Genomic DNA, 20,072 nt, shown 5'->3' with positions numbered 1-20,072 from the left:
CGAACTGTTGTGGCTACAAGTTCTTTTCGTGTTGTTTTTGACTTCCTGATCAAATTTTTTAAATCGTTCATAAAAACATTTCCATAGTTACGATGAAGCCACTTTACGTTAGAATCATATTTGATGCAAATTTGATTTATTTATAATTCTTTTGTGATGACATCTCAATTATAGTCAGTTAGATTTTTAAAGCGAAAGGTTCAGGCAATCAAGAAAATCAAACACTCTGACCCCATTGGTTCTCCCAAATAGTACCTGTACGTTTTCGGCTGGCATTAAAATATCTCACATATCGATTCGTCATCGACTGCATAAATACAGTAAGTTCATGTTTATCTTTGAGGCTAAGGAGTAAATGCAGGTGATTTGTCATGACGACATAGGCATGAAGCTGGCAGTCAGTTTTAGCCCGTGACTCTGCAATATCATCGAGAATACGAGCCATATCCTCTTCATTTTCAAATATGTTTTGACGATTATTACCTCGATGCATGATGTGCAGAGGCTGATCGGGTAGTACCAACCGGGGAAGTCTTGCCATGTCGTTACATCCTTGTAGCGATAAGTTTTTGTCTACTTTACTAAATGAGTATGAGGAATCAAACTAAATCAAGTTGGCTGACCCCTTGATTTTTACTTTTCCTCTTTGGTTCTTTCACGGATTCGGGTTCCACACATACAATTGGCAGTCATCGGCGACCGCAATGATATCGATAGTGTTCTCACGAGATAAAATTGTTGCTCTCACATCTCGAATTCCCGTAAGACCATAATCAGCAATTATTTCCGATGACAAGAAGTACTGCGCTTCCACGATGCCTTCAGGGGTGATGACATGAATACCATTTGGATTGGGATAGGCCCAAGTACCGACAGTTGACGCTAAAATTCGAGGTCCTTCAGCAGTTTCCAACCACGACAATCTATTGATGTTACCTTTAACAACGTCGATAACTACTAAAGGCTTAAATGCACCGCTGAGAATGTCTTCAATACTGAAAGAGACAATCTTGTCTTTTCCTGCAATCAAAAGAACTCCAAGCTCAGGATTTACTGCAATGCGTGGATTACGGGTATCAGGATCATTCCATACTATCTGGGGTGGAACTTTCCCCGTTAAATCGATGAGTACGACCTCCCCAGCATCTGCATTGGATACAACTATTTGCTCTTTACCCCTGTCTAATGCAGCAATCTCAGCTCCCCTAAACGACAAGTCTACCTTACGTATTATGCGGCCCGTGTCTACATCTATCTCAGCTAAAACCCCGTAACTCTGAAATCCAGCTGTGACCAATACACTGTGCATATGGTAACCATAAACATGCATGATTGACCCCGATGTCTGTGTTTCAGTTACTCTGACACTCCATAAAAACTTCCCGTTCAAAGTTATAGATTGAATGGTATTATCACATGCAACTCCAAAAACTATGCAGCTACGCTGCAGGTCAACAACGATTCTATCAAGCTCCTCAAATCCAGAGCCTGCGCGTGACAATGTATGTGACCAAATTATCCTATCGCCCTGGATGCCTAGAATACGACCAGTAAGATCATTGGCACCGCTGTCCTTCTGGATTGCAATAAGCGTAGCCTCGTCTGGCTCTTGAGCGCCAGTACACTTCACCCACCATACCCATCCACTCGTTTCTATTGATGCTGTTTGTTCACCTCGTGAGTTTATGATCGGAATTTGGTTTTCACTAAGAGCAATTGCTATCTTTGGAAGTCCGTCTTGATTAATGTCACCAACATCAATATTGATGGGTTGAAAACCTACTTCCTTTTGTCTAACTGGGATTACCCACTTCAACGGCATCCTCATTTCGAGGACACGTGCTATAGATTTCTTAGAGACGATTGATTCTAATTCATTGTATCGAGTTGAGAGTTCGCTCTGATAGATCAAACATAATGGCTCAAATGTCGTCTTCGTCGTATCAAAAATCGCTAACGCACATCCATCTGTAACTATAAAATACGGAGCTTGCACTTCTCGATGAGATGCATAGCTGTGCACCTGTCCTATGTATACGGGATCCAGTACAACCTGACTTAAATCTTGACTTAAATCCTGATTAGGCTTCTTTGCATCGAGCACCAGATGGATTATTCCATCCGATATAACCATGTAATCTGGAACTATATACTCCTTTCGCTTAGTGCCTGACTGGTAGGGAGTTGAGAGATTCTTACCTCGAATGACTTCACCGCGTACGTGATCAAAACCTAATAGCCGAAGGAGTGGCGTAACAAACTCTTCACGAACATCATCTTCACTCTTAAATGACAGATTTGCTAGACGATTAAGCAGGCGTTCTTTTGACACATTTTTGTCCCGTTGAAGTTGGATCTCAAAGTAATCCATACCTAGAGATTATAGGCAAATATACCTTGAAACAAACAAACGGGCTTTAAGCCCGTTTGTTTGGATTCCCGTATTCGCAGGATGAAGATCTAGAGTTTACTCAGGCCGCATATGAGGAAACAGCAAAACATCCCTAATCGACGGTGAGTCAGTCAATAACATCACCAGTCGATCAATACCAATCCCCTCACCCGCTGTTGGCGGCATGCCGTATTCGAGAGCACGAATATAGTCGGCGTCGTAGTGCATGGCTTCGATATCACCGGCATCTTTTTCGGCGACCTGGGCTTTGAAGCGTTCGGCCTGGTCTTCGGCGTCGTTTAATTCCGAGAAGCCATTGGCGATTTCACGGCCACCGACGAAGAATTCAAAACGGTCGGTGACAAATGGGTCGTTATCACTGCGTCTTGCCAATGGTGATACTTCGGTTGGATAGGCAGTGATAAAGGTCGGTTGCATCAGTTGATGTTCGACAGTTTTTTCGAAGATTTCGATTTGTACTTTGCCAAGACCATAGCTGTCTTTCAGTGGTATTCCCAAGCCTTGGGCCACTTCTCTGGCCGCTTCGATACTGTCGAGTTGTTCGGCTTTCAGATCCGGGTTGAAATGCAGGATGGAATCTTTGACGGTCATGCGATCAAATGGCTGGGCAAAATCAATATCCAGCCCTTGGTAATGTACCTGGCTGCTGCCCAATACATTTTGGGTCACAGTACGCAGCATATCTTCGGTGAGATCCATCAGATCATTGAAATCGGCATAGGCCTGATAAAACTCGACCATGGTGAATTCAGGATTATGACGAGTGGACAGACCTTCATTACGGAAATTACGGTTGATTTCAAACACCCGTTCGAAGCCACCGACAATTAGTCGTTTCAGATACAGTTCCGGTGCGATACGTAGGAAAAGGTCCATATCTAACGCATTGTGATAAGTGGTGAAGGGTCGGGCTGTGGCACCGCCGGGAATGGCTTGCATCATCGGCGTTTCGACTTCGAGGTAGTCTTTATCCATCAGGTAACGACGCACGCCATCGATCACTTTGGTGCGAATCCGGAAGGTTTCACGGCTGGCTTCGTTCATGATCAGATCGACATAACGCTGGCGATAGCGGGTTTCCATATCGGACAGACCGTGGAATTTTTCCGGTAATGGACGTAGTGATTTGGTCAGTAATTTGATGGTTTCGACATGTATCGACAATTCACCCTTTTGGGTACGAAACAAGGTACCTTCGGCGGCGATGATATCGCCGTTATCCCAGGTTTTGAATTGTGGGTAAACGCCTTCTGGTAATTCATCACGCGCGACATAAAGCTGGATATCACCGGACATATCACGCACGGTAGCAAAGCTGGCTTTACCCATCACCCGTTTGGTCATCATCCGACCGGCAATGGCGACGCGGCGTGGTGTGGCTTTGAGTTGATCGCCATCCCATTCGGCATATTCGGTTTGTAACTCACCGTTCATCACATTGCGACGGAAATCATTGGGGAAGGCATTGCCTTGCTCACGAATGGTCGCCAGTTTTTCACGACGTTGAGCAATCAGTCGGTTTTCGTCAAATTCTGTTTCTTGGGTCATGTTGGATTCGCTTATAAACCTGATTTGAGTGAGGCTTCAATGAATTGATCCAGATCGCCATCCAGAACCGCCTGCGTGTTTCCGGTTTCGACACCGGTACGTAAATCTTTGATGCGTGATTGATCGAGTACATAGGAGCGGATTTGACTGCCCCAGCCGATATCCGATTTGGATTCTTCGGCGGCTTGTTTCACTTCGTTTTGCTTTTGTAATTCCAGCTCATACAGTTTGGCGCGTAACTGGCTCATCGCCTGGTCACGGTTTTTATGCTGTGAGCGTTCCATCTGACATTGGACCACGGTGTTGGTGGGTACGTGGGTAATACGTACTGCCGAATCGGTGGTGTTAACGTGCTGACCACCAGCACCGCTTGAGCGGTAGGTATCAATACGTAAATCAGACGGATTAATATCGATTTCAATGGTGTCATCGACTTCCGGATAGACAAACACCGAAGCAAATGAGGTATGACGACGGGCACCGGAATCAAACGGTGATTTACGCACCAGACGATGTACACCGGTTTCGGTACGCAACATACCAAATGCATATTCGCCTTCAAAACGCACAGTGGCCGATTTAATACCGGCAACCTCACCTGCAGAGACTTCCATCAAGGTGACGTTGTAACCCTGAGCTTCGCCCCAACGCAGATACATACGCAGAATAATATTGGCCCAGTCCTGTGCTTCAGTACCACCAGAGCCGGATTGAATATCGAGATAGGCGCTGTTGGCGTCGAGTTTGCCGGAGAACATGCGTTGGAATTCGAGTTTTTCCAGACCTTTTTCCAGCTCGTCCAGATCAGCATTCACCGCATTGAAGGTGTCTTCATCGTTTTCTTCTACAGCGAGTTCGAGCAGGTCTTTTGCATCGTCTAAAACTTCACTGTGCGAAGACAGGGTTTTAACGATTCGCTCCAGGCTTGAGCGTTCTTGTCCGAGTTTCTGAGCGTTTTCTGGATTATTCCACACGGCTGGATCTTCCAGCTCGCGGGTGACTTCTACTAGGCGTTCTGCCTTGGTATCGAAGTCAAAGATACCCCCTGAGATCGTCACTGCGATCGCGGAGAGTTTTAATTCGTTGCATCGTCGCGCCGAGTTCCACGCTAATACCTCATTGATATTGATTGATAATGTTGCCGTAGCAAACCCGGTATTGTAACGGAATACGGGGTTTATTGTTTAGGTAGAAAACGTAATGGATCGACCGGTTTACCGTTACGGCGGATTTCAAAATGCAGTTGATCGGTCTGAGTACCAGAGCGACCTAAGGTGGCAATCCGCTGACCACTTTTCACCTTATCGCCTTCTTTTACCAGCAACGTATCGTTGTGTGCATAGGCACTTAAATACGTGTCATTGTGTTTGATAATCAACAAATTACCGTAGCGTGGCAAGCCATCGCCACTATAAACCACAGTGCCATCAGCGGCGGCTGTTATCGCTTGACCGGGTTTGCCAACGATATTAATGCCTTTTCTACCGGGACCAGATTCAGAAAAGGTTGAGACCACACGACCATCCGTTGGCCAGCGCCAAACCATACTTTCATTAGCACCAGTCACTGCTGGAGAAGTAGTTACAGCAGGTGTTGATGGTCGAGCCTGCGGTGTTTGTGTGGCGGTAGAAGGTCTTGTTGCCTGTGAAGGCGTTGAAGGCCGTGTTACCGACGGTGTAGAAGGTTGGCTTGGCCGTGTTTGTGCAGGGGCAGGACGGGTTGCAGTGGTAGTCGTCGGCGCACCGGTGAATTTAATTTGTTGCCCGACATAAATGGTGTATGGCGCTCGAATACCGTTAATACGCGCCACATCACGATAGTCCATGCCATAACGGAAACTGATCGAATACAGGGTATCACCGCGTTTCACGGTGTAGCTATTCGGGGCCGGAGTCGGGGCTGCCTGAGACTGAGGCCGAGGTTGCGTACGGCTTTCACCTTCACGGCCGATCGGTGCTAATGCACTGCCACCACTACATGCCGTCAATAAAAGTATTAATAAGCTCGTTAAAAACTTCATATTACATAAAAATAAAGTAGGCCAGGACTAATAACCCCACCGTTAACCAACCAAGGCGATCCACCCACAAATGCAATTTTTCTTCGAACGGCTTGCCGCCCCACTTCATTAAACCCGCCACCAGGAAAAACCGCATGCCGCGACCGATTAATGAGCCGAGAATAAATGGCAGTAACAACATGCCAACGGCACCGGCAGCAATAGTAAATATCTTGTAGGGAATTGGCGTAAATCCCGCTAAAAATATGGCCCAGAAGCCATAATCAGCAAACCATTGTTGGGCTGTCTCATAGGCTTCGACATAACCAAACTGAATGATCCATGGCTCAACCATTTGCAAAGCAAATAAGCCAATCAGGTAACCTAGTAATCCGCCTAAAACTGAGGCTACAGTGGTCAGGCCAGCATAAAACCAGGCTTTATCGGGTCTGGCTAATGACATTGGTGCCAGCATGACATCTGGCGGAATCAGAAAAAATGAGGACTCGGTAAAGCTGACCAGTGCTAACCAATAGGTGGCATATTTATGCCTTGCCCATTGCATGACTCTTGCGTAAAGCCCGGAAAATAATTTCATCCAATCTGTCCACTTAACAGTGGGACAAAACTAACGGCGTCCCATTCCGTTTCTTCAAATTTACCGCCAACGCGATCAATCACTTTTAAAATTTGTCCTTTGCTGCCACCGACAGGGATAACCAATCGTCCTCCCGGAGCCAGTTGCTCCAGCAAGGTTGGTGGAATCTGCTCTGCACCACAAGTGACAATAATGCCATCGTAAGGACCATTTTCCGGCCAACCCCAGCTGCCATCACTGTGTTTAAGGCGAATATTATTAAGCTTTAACTCATAAAAACGTTCCCTTGCCTGCTTCAGTAAAGGGGCAATACGTTCTACGCTGAACACTCTGGGCACTAATGCTGAAAGCACCGCTGTCTGATAGCCCGACCCTGTACCGATTTCCAATACCTTATTTCTCGGACCATCCTGCAATAGAATTTCGGTCATCCGCGCCACGATATATGGCTGCGAAATAGTCTGGCCGAGGCCAATCGGTAATGCTGTGTCTTCATAGGCTCTGCTGGCCAAGGCTTCATCAACAAACAAATGCCTCGGGCACTGGCGCATCACTGCCAATAAATGAATATTTTTGATACCTCGCTCTTGCAGGCGCTGGATCAAACGATCCCGCGTCCGCTGCGATGTCATTCCTATTCCGCGAGGATCGGCAATCATGGCAAAGTGCTTTCCAACCACCGTGAAACACCATCAATAGCATCGTATCGAGTCAAATCAATTTGCAATGGCGTGACCGAAACTGCGCCACGGCGAACCGCATCAAAATCGGTGCCTGGTCCGGCATCTTGTTCTTGTCCTGCTGGACCTATCCAGTACATCGGTCTGCCGCGCGGATCAAATTCTTTTATTACCGGCTCGGCTCTGTGACGATGTCCGAGACGAGTGCTTTCAAAGCCGATAATTTCTTCAATCGGTAAATCAGGCACGTTTACATTCAAAATAGTATCGGCGGGTAATGCTACAGATTTAAGTCTTTCGACTAATTGTTGTGCGACCCAACCGGCAGTTTCGTAATGTTTGCCTTCAAAACTTGCCAGTGAAATAGCAATCGCCGGTAATCCGAGAAAGCGCCCTTCCATGGCAGCAGCTACAGTGCCGGAATAAAGTACGTCATCACCCAGATTAGCGCCGGCATTTATGCCTGAAACCACCATATCGGGTTCATCTTCCAGCAAGCCGGTGATCGCCAAATGCACACAGTCTGTGGGCGTGCCTTCCACACGGTAAACACCGTCTTCCATGCGATCCAGTCTTAATGGATTTTCCAATGTCAGCGAGTTACTGGCACCACTTCGGTTACGGTCTGGAGCGACCACGGTAATTTCCCCCAAACCGGCAAGCGAACGCGCCAATGTGCGGATACCCTTTGCCATGTAGCCGTCATCGTTACTAATGAGGATTTTCATTTATGTTTTTGACCTGTTGCGTCAAGAGATTATTCGTCCGCTATCTTAGCAAGAATGCGCGGTTATGACATAAAAAAGGGCATGAAATCATGCCCTTTTGTGATGTAAGCCACCGAGGCCGTTTCAATGCCTTAATTTATTTTGCGACTGACCGCCACCGTAGCTATGAAACTTCAGTGGTTCACCGCCTGGTGTTACCTTCACGGCGCAATATTTGAACTCTGGAATTTTGGCCGCTGGGTCCAAAGCCGCATTAGACAGCTTGTTTACCGCCGCTTCGTAATAACAGAAGGCCATAAATATCGCACCAGTCGGTACGGCTTCATCAACCCGCGCCACCACAGATACTTCACCGCGTCGTGTTGATAAAGTCACCATTTCACCCGGTCTGACATTCATCTCTTCCAATGTCAGTGGATGGATAGTTGCCACCGCTTCCGGTTCCAGGGCATCCAGAACATTGGAACGACGTGTCATCGAACCAGTATGCCAATGTTCCAGCATACGACCGGTGATTAAGATATACGGATATTCATCATCTGGACGCTCATCCGGCTCAACAATATCGGCCGGGACAAACAGGCCACGTCCATCAGTTGTCGGGAAACGATCCGTAAAGATAATTGGCTCACCCGGATCACCTTCCTGCTCACATGGATAGACCACACCATGTTCACGTTCAAGACGTTCCCAGGTAATACCGCCCATCGATGGAACCGCTTTACGGATTTCATCAAAGACTTCCTTGGGCCCATCGTAATTCCAGTCGAGCCCCATACGTTGGGCGATCTGTTGAATGATCCATAAATCCTGACGTGCATCACCGGGCATTGGGATGGCTGTGCGTCCCATTTGCACCAGTCGATCAGTGTTGGTGAAAGTACCGGTTTTTTCCGGGAAACCTGACGCTGGCAAAATAACATCCGCCAGATAAGCCGTTTCGGTCAGGAAGATATCTTGCACCACCAGAATATCCAGCTCAGACAATGCCTGACGGGCATGGTTGGCATCCGGATCGGACATCGCCGGGTTTTCACCCATGATATATAGACCGTTTAACTTGCCCTCATGGATTGCATCCATGATTTCAACGACCGTTAAACCAGGTTTGGAATCAATTTCTGAACCCCATAATTGTTCAAGCTTGTGGCGTGCTGAGTCATCTTGCACTTTGTAATAGTCCGGCAGGCGCATAGGAATCAGCCCCATATCCGAAGCACCCTGAACATTATTTTGCCCACGCAGTGGATGCAGACCGGTGCCCGGACGGCCAATCTGTCCAGTCATTAATGACAAGGAAATCAGACAACGGGCATTATCGGTACCATGAACATGTTGGGAAACGCCCATGCCCCAAAGAATCATTGCCGTATTGGCTGTGGCATAGAGACGCGCCACTTCACGCAAGGTTTGTGCAGGAATGCCACAAATCGGTTCCATCAATTCCGGTGAATATTTCTGCAGATGTTTTTTCATTGCTTCAAAGCCCAGCGTACGCTCGGCAACAAAGTTTTTATCCACCAGATTTTCTTCAACAATGACGTGCATGATGGCATTAAGCATCGGCACGTCACTGCCCGGTTTAAACGCCAAATGATGGGTCGCCTGACGGGATAACTCAGTAGTACGCGGATCCAACAGAATCAATTTGGTACCAGCACGCAGTGCATTTTTCATCCACGTTGCACCGACCGGATGATTAACCGTCGGATTGGCACCAATCAACACAATCACATCAGCTTTATCAACATCAGCCACCGGATTGGATACCGCACCGGAGCCCAGACATTCCAGCAACGCCACTACCGAAGAAGCATGGCAAAGACGGGTACAGTGATCGACATTATTGGTTTTGAAGCCGGTACGGATCAGCTTCTGGAAAAGATACGCTTCTTCGTTACTGCCTTTGGCACTGCCAAAACCGGCTAAAGCATTTGGGCCTTTTTCATCGCGAATTTTCAGGAAGCCTTTAGCCGCCATATCCAATGCTTCTTCCCAAGTGGCTTCACGGAAGATTTTATCGATATCGTTAGGCTCCATCGTAAAGTCACCGGATTTCGGTGCCCCTTCACGACGGATAAGCGGTTTGGTTAAACGGTGTGGATGATGCACATAGTCAAAACCATATCGTCCTTTGACACATAAACGTCCATGGTTGGCTGGGCCATCACGACCTTCAACATATAAAATCTTGTCGTCTTTAATGTTGTAGGTCAGCTGACAACCTACACCACAATATGGACAAACTGATTCAACCTGACGATCTGGTTCAACCATCGCCACTTCATTGGCTGGCATCAACGCACCGGTCGGGCAAGCCTGAACACATTCACCGCAAGCAACACAGGTGCTTTCACCCATTGGATCAGCAAGATCAAAGACTATTTCGGTATGACTGCCACGCATGGCCAAGCCGATGACATCGTTATTTTGTTCATCACGGCAAGCACGTAAACAGCGGGTGCATTGAATACAGGCATCCATATTCACCGCGATACCAGGATGCGATAAATCCGGTGCGACTTGTTTACGGGGTTTGAAGCGCGGCGTGCTGACTTCTAATTTACTGGCCCAATAATCCAGTTCGGAATGCAGTGTATGCGGTTTTTCGGAAACATCGGATTTGAGCAGTTCGATTACCATGCGTTGTGAATGCAAAGCCCGTTCGCTATTGGTTTGCACTTTCATATCATTGCCAGGATAACGGCAGCACGAAGGTGCTAAAACGCGCTCCCCATCAATCTCGACCATGCAGGCACGACAGTTACCGTCTTGGCCTTCACGCTCGGAATAACATAAATGTGGGATTTCGATACCTTCACGCTCGGCGGCTTTTAAGATGGTTTCATCAGCACGTGCACTGATTTTCTGGCCGTTAAGCGTAAATTCGACCATTTCTACGCTGTCTTGTAATTGAGTGGCCATTATTTCAACTCCTCAGGGAAATACTTGACGACGCAGCGCAGTGGGTTTGGAGCAGCTTGCCCCAGACCGCAAATTGATGCATCTACCATTACTTGAGACAACTCTTCGAGCAATGGTTCGTCCCATTTAGCCTGTTTCATTAAGGTGACTGCTTTGGCTGTTCCGACGCGGCAAGGCGTACATTGGCCGCAGGACTCATCTTCAAAGAAATGCATGGCATTAACAGCCAGATCGCGGGCTCTGTCTTTATCAGAGAAAACAATCACCGCAGCCGAGCCGATAAAACAGCCGTATTCATTTAACGTATCAAAATCCAGTGGAATATCACCTAAAGAGGCTGGCAAAATACCGCCCGATGCACCGCCTGGAAAATAGCCATAAAACTCATGTCCTTCCAGCATGCCGCCACAATATTCGTCAATCAATTCACGCATGGTGATACCGGCTGGTGCGAGGTGCACGCCGGGTTTATTAACACGGCCACTAACAGAGAATGAACGCAGACCTTTACGGCCGTGACGCCCATGATCGGTGAAACATTGCGGTCCTTTTTCGAGAATATCGCGCACCCAATACAGTGATTCCATATTGTGTTCCAGCGTCGGCCGACCGAATAAACCCACTTGAGCTACAAACGGTGGGCGCAAGCGTGGCATGCCGCGTTTGCCTTCAATGGATTCAATCATTGCTGACTCTTCACCACAGATGTAAGCTCCGGCACCGCGCCGTAAATAAATCGTTGGTAAATTTTGAACGGGAGGATGTGCACGCAGCTTGGCGAGTTCCTGTTCCAGCATGACGCGAATAGCCGCATATTCATCACGTAGATAAATATAGATTTCATCTATTCCGACAGCCCAGGCGGCGATCAACATACCTTCAAGGAAGCAGTGCGGATCACGATCCAGATAATATTTGTCTTTGAATGTACCCGGCTCGCCTTCGTCAATATTGACGGCCATTAATCTCGGCGCAGGTTGGTCACGCACAATGCGCCATTTACGGCCTACCGGGAAACCTGCACCACCTAAACCACGCAGCCCAGAATCATCCATCATATCGAGCACATTATTCACATCATGCTGACCGGCAATGCATTGCTGATAAATGGTGTAACCACCATTTGCCAGATATTGTTCAAACAAAATTGGCGCCAGGGTTTCCGGTTCAGTTACGCCTTTTTCAACCAGCTCATCAACCTTTTGAACATCAGCAAATTCCACCGGATGCATACCGACAACGGCGACCGGTGCTTTGTCACAACGACCAATACATGGAACCCGCTGTACCCGGACTTTTTCGCCCATTGCCGATTCAAGGGAACTGACCAGATCTTCGGCTCCGGCCATGCCACAACTCATTGAGTCACAGACACGGACAGTTAAATCGGCAGGAATGGCATCGCCTTCTTTGATTACATCAAAATGATGATAAAAGGTGGCAACTTCGTAAACTTCAGCTCGTGATAATTTCATTTCGTAGGCTAGAGCTACTAGATGATTGGCTGAAATATGTTTGTAAAAATCCTGAATTTTATGCAGATGTTCTATCAGTAAATCTTTTTGTCTGGATGCATCGCCAAGTAACTGCCGTACTTCCGCCAGTGCTTTCGGATTAATTTGCCGACCTTTACTGGTAATCCGTGCCAACTTGGTTTTTTTACCAGTTTTTTGAGCACTGATGGGTTGATCGATCATGTACTGCCCCTCTCTCACTTCGTAGCCTGCTTTGGCTTTTATATTAAAAAACCAGTCAAAACTATCATGGCTAAGGGTTGATGTGAAGTGTGGAGATGAGCAAAAAGTAAAGCTAAATCAGGCTTTTGAATATTGATAGGCAATGAGGCATTTGATGTTGGTCAAAAATGCACTAATTAGATGCAGATTGACTGGATGGCAAGGAAAAACTTATCAGGGTGACAGTAATTTTGATCCAAATTGGATCATAAAATTGTTTTATAAATGACCCCAAAAATGACAACAGCCGAACAGTTTTCACCGCTCGGCTGTTAACAAGTATCCAGTTTGCGCAAATTAATGCTTGGGGTTTTGCTCTTGCTGCTCGAGCTCTTTTAACCACAAATCATGATGCTGTTCTGCCCAAGCAACATCTACATGTCCCGTCGTCATGCCTTCCAGTGCACCTTCAGTTCCAATGGTACCGATATAAATATGGCCTAGAGAAAATGCCATCAACAGCATCGCTGTCAGGATATGAATCAGGTGGGCAACAATAATAACGAAACGCTCTTGGCCAAAATTAGGGAAATCCAAAACCAGACCTGAAAAACACAATGCAACACCAGCACTTGCCAAGGTCCAGAACCAGAGTTTTTCACCACCATTGAATTTGCCAGCAGAGGGATGCTTATCACCGATCATGCCGCCAAAGTCTTTAAACCACTGAATATCCACTTTGGTAAATAGATTCTGTTTGAACCATTTAATAAGAATGATAAACAAAGCGACCATAAACACCGGGCCTAATACATTATGTATCCATTTGGCCGCGGTAGCGTAGGCAGAAAATCCTGGATAACCAAGTAATGGAATTAAAGCATAACGGCCGTATAACAAACTCAGACCGGTGATAGCCAACAGGATGAATAGCGTAGCGGTAGTCCAATGCAAACGACGTTCGTTTAAAGTCCAGCGTTCAACGGTTCTGCCGGTTCGTGGATGATTGAGTTTGACCTCACCACGCAACAAGTAAAATGCGGCGAGGATCACCAGAACACCACTAAGTAACCAGGCACCATATGTTGCAATAGGACCATTACGCAATTGACGCCAGTTTTGACCGGCACCTTGAATCAATACATTGGTTTCCTGGCCTGTTACTGCACTGTAGCCTTTGTTGCCCTCACGCACTTGTCTCCAAGTATCGGCTCGCGGATTGGTCTGCTCAACCGCTGTCGGTTGATCAGTGACACTGACATACAGATAACCGGTTAATGGTAATACCAGAATTGCCAATACGATGATCAGCATCGCCCAGAGCGATGTTTTTTTACGATTGGTCATAGCAGCAGATGCAGACATGCTCTCTCCGTTAGCGATCCGTTTGAACGCTGTTGAAACGTTGCTTCAGCACTTCAGCACGTTCCTCGGCAGACATAGCATGATTATCTTCTTTGCCTTTATAAACACCGGCTTTGTGCATGGTTACATCAGTGTCTTCGTAACAGGCAGTCAGCAGAAATGCGCCAAGCAAAAAAACCATCAGTTTCATGATTAATCCTTGTAGGCTGTTGCCCAACCCCAGTTATCAGGACGGCCGCCACGACGCACTACACGGCTACGGAACAAGTCAGCAACGATATCACCATCACCGGCAATCAACGCTTTGGTCGAACACATTTCAGCACACAATGGTAATTTACCTTCGGCTAAACGGTTACGGCCATATTTTTCAACTTCTGCAGCAGAATTATCTTCTTCAGGACCGCCAGCACAGAATGTGCATTTATCCATTTTACCGCGGGCACCAAAAGCGCCTTCTTGAGGATATTGCGGCGCACCAAACGGGCAAGCATAAAAGCAGTAGCCACATCCAATGCAAATATCTTTGTCATGTAATACGACACCATCAGCCGTAGTGTAGAAACAATCTACTGGGCAAACAGCCTGACATGGCGCATCAGTACAATGCATACAGGCGACTGAGATGGATTTTTCGCCTGGAATACCATCATCAATGGTGACGACCCGACGACGGTTAATGCCCCAAGGTACTTCATGTTCATTTTTACAGGCGGTGACACAGGCATTGCATTCAATACAACGCTCGGCATCACACAAAAACTTCATTCGAGCCATTTAGCAATCCCCTTAATCAGGCAGCACGGATACGACAGAGGGAAACTTTGGTTTCCTGCATCGCCGTAACAGAATCATAACCATAGGTGAATACGGTGTTACACGATTCACCACGAACATGCGGCACAGTGCCTTCCGGATAGTTATCAATCAAATCTTTACCCTGATAATGGCCGCCAAAGTGGAATGGCATAAATACGACACCGCGTTCTACACGCTGAGTGACCATTGCCATAACTTTGATGGTTCCGCCTTCAGGACCATCTACCCAAACTTGCTGACCATCTTTAACACCAGCATTGTTGGCATCAGCTGGATTGATTTCAATAAACATGTCTTGTTGTAATTCAGCCAACCAAGGATTAGAGCGGGTTTCCTCACCGCCCCCTTCATATTCCACCAATCGACCACTGGTCATGATTAATGGGAAATCTTTGCTGAAATCCTGTGCCTGAATTGATCCATAACGAGTTGGCAGACGATAGAAGCTGCGACGATCTTCATAGGTTGGATATTTTTCCACCAAGTCACGACGAGTTGTGTAAAGCGGTTCACGGTGAATTGGCACTGGATCCGGGAACTGCCAGACTATCGCCCGAGCTTTAGCATTACCATACGGTGCACAGCCATGTTTGATAGCAACTCGTTGAATACCGCCGGACAAATCGGTTTTCCAGTTCTTACCCTCGGCTTCAGCTTTTTCTTCAGCCGTCAGATCATCCCACCAGCCCAATTCTTTGAGCATATCGGCGGTAAATTCTGGATAGCCGTCGGTAAGTTCTGCACCTACTGTGCTGGATCCTTCAGATAACAGATTAACGCCATCATATTCGACACCGAAACGTGCACGGAACGGTCCACCGCCCTCAGCAACAGGAACAGAATTGTCATACATGATGTGGGTTCCGGGATGTTTCATCTCCGGCGTACCCCAACATGGCCAAGGTAGGCCATAGGTTTCACCATCACATGGGCCACCTTCGGCTTTCAATGTGGTGGTGTTAAAGGTATGCAGATTTTCAGACTGCAACTTCAAACGTTCTGGCGACTGGCCGGTATAACCCACCGCCCACATACCTCTGTTGTATTCGCGGGTAATATCTTCGATTAATGGTTCTTCACCATTTACTTCAATCTGATTGCACAGCTCTTGTTCAAAGCCAAATTTCTTGGCGAATTTGTACATGATGGTGTGATCAGGCAAAGATTCAAATAATGGTTTGATAACCTGAAAACGCCATTGCACTGAACGGTTGGATGAGGTCAATGAACCATAGGTTTCAAACTGGGTTGAGGCCGGTAATAAATACACGCCATCAGTGCGATCATTCATTACGGCAGAAACCGTCGGATAAGGATCAACAACTACCAGCAAGTCGAGTTTTTCCATCGCCTCTTTCATTTCCGGGCCACGGGTCTGACTGTTTGGAGCATGTCCCCATAACACCATCGCTTTGATGGCGTCATTCTGCTCGATGTTATCTTTATTTTCTAAAACGCCGTCAATCCAGCGTGACACGGTAATACCGTTGGTATACATCGGTGACACCATGGTGCCTTCGACTTCTTCGTATTTGGTTTGATCAAATTTTTGTTTGATCCAATCCAGCTCGACATTCCAGACTCGGGCCCAATGTTCCCAAGCTCCCTCTGCCAAACCGTAATAACCTGGCAAACTATTGGAAACAACACCAAAATCCGTCGCGCCCTGAACGTTATCATGACCACGGAAAATGTTGGTGCCGCCACCGGAAACACCCATATTGCCAAGTGCTAATTGCAAAATACATAAAGCGCGGGTGTTGCTGTTACCTACGGTGTGCTGGGTAATACCCATACACCAGATAACCGTACCGGGACGATGTTCAGCCATGGTTTTAGCAGCTTGGTAAATATCTGCTTCTTTGGCACCAGTAACTCTTTCAACTTCCGCAGGAGGCCAGTTTGCTACTTCCTTACGGATTTCTTCCATGCCAAAAACGCGCTGTTCGATAAAGGTTTTATCTTCCCAGCCGTTTTCAAAAATATGCCACAACATACCCCAGACAAACGGAATATCAGTACCGCTGCGAATACGAATAAATTGATCGGCATGTGCCGCGGTACGACTAAAACGTGGGTCGACAACAATGATCGGTGCACCACGTTCTTTACCACGGAAAATATGTTGCAGTGAAACCGGATGCGCTTCAGCTGGATTCGCGCCGATAATGAAAATGGCTTTGGAATTATGAATATCGTTATACGAGTTGGTCATTGCACCAAAGCCCCAGGTGTTGGCAACACCGGCTACTGTGGTGGAATGACAGATACGAGCTTGGTGATCGACGTTATTGGTCCCCCAGAACGCCGCAAACTTACGGAACAGATAGGCTTGTTCGTTGCTGAATTTTGCTGAACCCAACCAGTAAACCGAGTCAGGACCAGAGGTTTCACGAATGTTCAGCATTTGGGTGCCGATTTCATCAATGGCTTGTTCCCATGACAAACGTTGCCATTTGCCATCGACTTTTTTCATTGGATATTTGAGACGTTTGTCACCGTGACCATGTTCACGAACTGAGGCACCTTTGGCGCAATGTGAACCAAGATTGAACGGATGATCAAAGCTGGGCTCCTGACCAATCCAAACGCCATTTTGTACTTCAGCGGTTACACCACAACCAACACTACAATGACTGCAGACACTGCGAACCCGAGTTATTTCACCTTCGTCATAAGCTGCTTGACGGCGTTCGGCTGCATCGGCTTTTTGAATCATCGCGGTGGGCAACATGCTCATAAAAGCGGCACCACCGGCGGCTATGCCTGAACCTTTCAGGAAGGTTCGACGATTAACGCCTGAAACGCCAGTGATGATGGCTGCCGGGTCACGTTTAGTCAGTTTCATAACGTCAGTCTTTTAAAAGTCAGCCAGCTGATAGTAGGTATCAACATGCTTGGTATGTTGATAACCTTTTGCAGCAGGAACAGGTTCGTTAGGTGTTTCAATAATTTTTTGCGGAGCCGCCTGCAGCGTATTTGCTGTCAAAGCCAGCGTCGCCGTTCCACCAATTGTGGCAGTCAATTTGTGCAGAAACTCTCTGCGGCTGTTTGATGGCTTTGCAGTCATGGATTTCTCCGAATGAAATTCAATGCAGTGACAAGCAAGAAGTTGTCAGCGTCGACAACAAAAATTGAGTCACAATTATCGCGCAGACGGCACCACTGTTCAAGGTTATTCGCTGGCAATTTCAAAGTATATGTCACACTTCAAGACGTTGAAGTTCCGCCTCGATAAACTGTTGACCCAATATTGCGACCCCGGCATAAAATCCAGCACTTTTGGCTTTGGCTAAATCATTAAAAAACTTAGCTGCCCAAGGACGTAAATGGCTGTTAAAAAAGCTTTTGTCATCAATGATTGGTGTACCGTTGGCTGTCAAAATCAATCGCATGACATCACACTCGCCGGCAATATGATCTTCAGGTTCGGCTTTATCCTGCTGGCGTTCTAATCCTAACTTGCCAAGATCGACACGGAGTCTGGCCAGTGGTTTTTCATTTAGAAAACCACTTTGATAATACGAGCCGTAAGGGATCACCTCACCTTGCGCCAGACCGATAAACAATACTTGATATTCATCAGCAATTTGCTCAGCAGTAAATTGTTTGGCAGCTTCAATCAATGCCAGCCAGCCTTGTCCGAGTGGGCTTTCCGGTTCCGTGACTTGCAGACTGCTGATATTGTCGAGCAGATCCTGCTGCGGAGGTGTCGCCAGCAATGTTGCTAATAAGGCATAGGTTTGGGCGCGCCACTGATTTTCTTCGATATTTTCCATCGCCATCACCCTTTTTTGAACATGGCTTTAACACGGCAGTCTTCACACATTTTTAATTGTTCTAAAGCCGCTCCCTGAAACATATGATGATCTTTTAATTTAGCGGTAATGGTATCGATCATCTTTTGCGTGGCAAACGGTTTTGCACAGCTGATGCAGTGAAAAATGGCCTCCTCATGCAGCAAACGTTTCTGCCGCGCCTGATCCCGCTGATAAAGATATCGTGGTGCCAACGTAATAGTATTTTCCGGACAGGCGGTTTCGCAAATACCGCATTGCACACATAAATCTTCAATAAAATTGAGCTGGGGTTTATCAACGCCATCGACCAAGGCACCAACCGGGCAGACTGAAACGCATGACATACATAAGGTGCAGGCTTGTTTATCGACCAGAATTTCACCAAATGGTGAAGGTTTTTCAAGTTTGATTTCGGCTTGCGGTGCAGGTGCTTGTTCATACAGGTGAGATAAGGCCATCGTGCTGACCCGGCGTTTGTTGTCGATACCGGCAAAAAGACTTGGAGAGACAGCTTCTCTTTCTGGTAGCTGCTGTAGATGGCTTTTCAATGCAGAGAAATCGTTGCCTTGATGCCAATAAATCGCAGCTGGATAGCCCATGCCCTTCAGTAATTCATTGCTTAATTGCATTTGCTGCTGCAGTTCCAGCCAATCATGATCACTGTGAGTCAGCGCATCCCATACCGTGACATCCGCAGCGCCATAAGCCATTGCGGCTAGCCAGAATGGCATACTCAACGCACCGATTTCTTCAATCGAAAAAGTGATTACATTATTTGCGAGTTCATGGCCGCGCATTTCCAACAAGGTCTGCGCGTTGGCTTCATCATGGATCAAAATATGTGGCGACTGCGTTTCCAGTTCAGCATATTGCTGCATCATTGATCGTAAACGTTCCAGGCTGACATCAAGCGTCGGTAGTGCATAATTCATCGCGCCTGACGGACAAACGGCTACGCAACTGCCACAACCCTGACATAAATTCGGATCAACTCTTACTTCGTCACCAGCATGGCTGATGGCTTCAGCAGGACAAGCTTCGAGACATTGGTTACAACCGCTGATGCCGCGTCGGGAATGGGCACAGATATTCGGTTTGTATTGGAAATAACGCGGTTTGTCGAAAATACCGATCAAATCGGGGAGTTGCTGTAGCGCTTCTGCCAACGCTTGTTGATTATCACCGGGAGCAAAATAGCCTAATGGTGAAACCTTGTGTTTGAGAATTGGCGAATCACTCAGATCCAGAATCAAATCAAACCGTAAGCTTTGACCAGCAACGATGGCGTCAAACTCGCCTAGCCAGCCGGTTAAGCTAACTAAATCACTGTTTAAAACCGTCACTATCTCGCTACTGATAGCTGCGTCATCAGTGACCACAGCACTGATCGTCAATAGCTGACAATGTGGTGCTACGGCAGAGACCGCTTCGGCACTGCCGATAATCAATAAACGACCACGGGATTCAAATTCAATTAATTGCACAGGATGAATTTCGATTCGGCCTGCTTCCAAAACCACG

The 20,072-nt window shown here is 47.0% G+C and carries 17 protein-coding genes; all 17 read right to left on the bottom strand.

Annotation, left to right across the window (positions count from 1 at the left end; all coding sequences use genetic code 11):
• Window positions 1–217: 217 nt before the first annotated feature.
• The 17 genes from A9E74_RS08215 to A9E74_RS08135 all read right to left on the bottom strand — a co-directional run bounded on the left by A9E74_RS08215 (window position 218) and on the right by A9E74_RS08135 (window position 20,071).
• Entirely contained in the window at window positions 218–541 is a 324-nt protein-coding gene (locus tag A9E74_RS08215) for a transposase (RefSeq protein ID WP_069296146.1), read from the bottom strand.
• Between the two features lie 114 nt (window positions 542–655).
• Window positions 656–2,332, bottom strand: a complete 1,677-nt coding sequence (locus A9E74_RS08210; RefSeq protein WP_141696787.1) for a type I restriction enzyme HsdR N-terminal domain-containing protein — start codon at window positions 2,330–2,332, stop codon at window positions 656–658.
• 135 nt (window positions 2,333–2,467) lie between these two features.
• Window positions 2,468–3,961, bottom strand: a complete 1,494-nt coding sequence (gene lysS / locus A9E74_RS08205; protein WP_069296144.1) for a lysine--tRNA ligase — start codon at window positions 3,959–3,961, stop codon at window positions 2,468–2,470.
• A gap of 11 nt (window positions 3,962–3,972) precedes the next feature.
• Window positions 3,973–5,050 (bottom strand): peptide chain release factor 2 gene (gene prfB, locus A9E74_RS08200; protein ID WP_141696786.1). Its coding sequence is split into 2 segments (ribosomal slippage): window positions 3,973–4,995 and window positions 4,997–5,050, totalling 1,077 coding nucleotides; the frame shifts between segments, so codons are not numbered across the junction.
• An 88-nt stretch (window positions 5,051–5,138) separates the two neighbouring features.
• Window positions 5,139–5,981, bottom strand: coding sequence for a peptidoglycan DD-metalloendopeptidase family protein (locus A9E74_RS08195; RefSeq protein WP_069296143.1), 843 nt, complete (start codon window positions 5,979–5,981; stop codon window positions 5,139–5,141).
• A gap of 1 nt (window position 5,982) precedes the next feature.
• On the bottom strand, window positions 5,983–6,558 hold the full coding sequence (locus tag A9E74_RS08190; RefSeq protein WP_069296142.1) for a YqaA family protein: 576 nt from the start codon (window positions 6,556–6,558) through the stop codon (window positions 5,983–5,985).
• Window positions 6,555–7,217 carry a protein-L-isoaspartate(D-aspartate) O-methyltransferase gene (locus tag A9E74_RS08185; protein ID WP_069296141.1) on the bottom strand — a complete coding sequence of 221 codons (663 nt, stop codon included), beginning with the start codon at window positions 7,215–7,217 and terminating at the stop codon, window positions 6,555–6,557. The genes A9E74_RS08190 and A9E74_RS08185 overlap by 4 nt, the downstream gene beginning before the upstream one ends.
• Complete coding sequence (gene surE, locus A9E74_RS08180; RefSeq protein ID WP_069296140.1) at window positions 7,214–7,966, bottom strand: 5'/3'-nucleotidase SurE; 753 nt, start codon at window positions 7,964–7,966, stop codon at window positions 7,214–7,216. The genes A9E74_RS08185 and surE overlap by 4 nt, the downstream gene beginning before the upstream one ends.
• 123 nt (window positions 7,967–8,089) lie before the next feature.
• Window positions 8,090–10,891 (bottom strand): formate dehydrogenase subunit alpha, encoded by a 2,802-nt coding sequence (fdhF, locus tag A9E74_RS08175; protein ID WP_069296139.1) that lies wholly within the window; start codon window positions 10,889–10,891, stop codon window positions 8,090–8,092.
• Window positions 10,891–12,588, bottom strand: a complete 1,698-nt coding sequence (locus tag A9E74_RS08170) for an NAD(P)H-dependent oxidoreductase subunit E (protein ID WP_069296138.1) — start codon at window positions 12,586–12,588, stop codon at window positions 10,891–10,893. Before A9E74_RS08170 ends, fdhF begins: the two co-directional genes overlap by 1 nt.
• 336 nt (window positions 12,589–12,924) lie before the next feature.
• The gene (locus A9E74_RS08165) at window positions 12,925–13,932 is read right to left on the bottom strand and encodes a formate dehydrogenase subunit gamma (protein WP_069296137.1); all 1,008 of its coding nucleotides are present in this window, start codon (window positions 13,930–13,932) and stop codon (window positions 12,925–12,927) included.
• A 10-nt stretch (window positions 13,933–13,942) separates the two neighbouring features.
• Complete coding sequence (locus A9E74_RS08160; RefSeq protein ID WP_069296136.1) at window positions 13,943–14,122, bottom strand: hypothetical protein; 180 nt, start codon at window positions 14,120–14,122, stop codon at window positions 13,943–13,945.
• 2 nt (window positions 14,123–14,124) lie between these two features.
• Complete coding sequence (gene fdh3B, locus A9E74_RS08155; protein WP_069296135.1) at window positions 14,125–14,709, bottom strand: formate dehydrogenase FDH3 subunit beta; 585 nt, start codon at window positions 14,707–14,709, stop codon at window positions 14,125–14,127.
• Between the two features lie 16 nt (window positions 14,710–14,725).
• A complete protein-coding gene (locus A9E74_RS08150; RefSeq protein WP_069296134.1) occupies window positions 14,726–17,599 on the bottom strand; it encodes a formate dehydrogenase subunit alpha in 2,874 nt (957 codons plus the stop codon).
• A 12-nt stretch (window positions 17,600–17,611) separates the two neighbouring features.
• Complete coding sequence (locus A9E74_RS08145) at window positions 17,612–17,821, bottom strand: Tat pathway signal protein (RefSeq protein ID WP_069296133.1); 210 nt, start codon at window positions 17,819–17,821, stop codon at window positions 17,612–17,614.
• A gap of 133 nt (window positions 17,822–17,954) precedes the next feature.
• Window positions 17,955–18,530 carry a TorD/DmsD family molecular chaperone gene (locus A9E74_RS08140; protein WP_069296152.1) on the bottom strand — a complete coding sequence of 192 codons (576 nt, stop codon included), beginning with the start codon at window positions 18,528–18,530 and terminating at the stop codon, window positions 17,955–17,957.
• A 5-nt stretch (window positions 18,531–18,535) separates the two neighbouring features.
• Window positions 18,536–20,071, bottom strand: coding sequence for a 4Fe-4S binding protein (locus A9E74_RS08135; protein WP_245652113.1), 1,536 nt, complete (start codon window positions 20,069–20,071; stop codon window positions 18,536–18,538).
• Window position 20,072 lies beyond the last annotated feature (1 nt).

It is taken from the genome of Methylophaga muralis (assembly GCF_001720165.1).
GTDB lineage: Bacteria > Pseudomonadota > Gammaproteobacteria > Nitrosococcales > Methylophagaceae > Methylophaga > Methylophaga muralis.
This window is presented reverse-complemented; position numbering and strand designations above follow the sequence as displayed.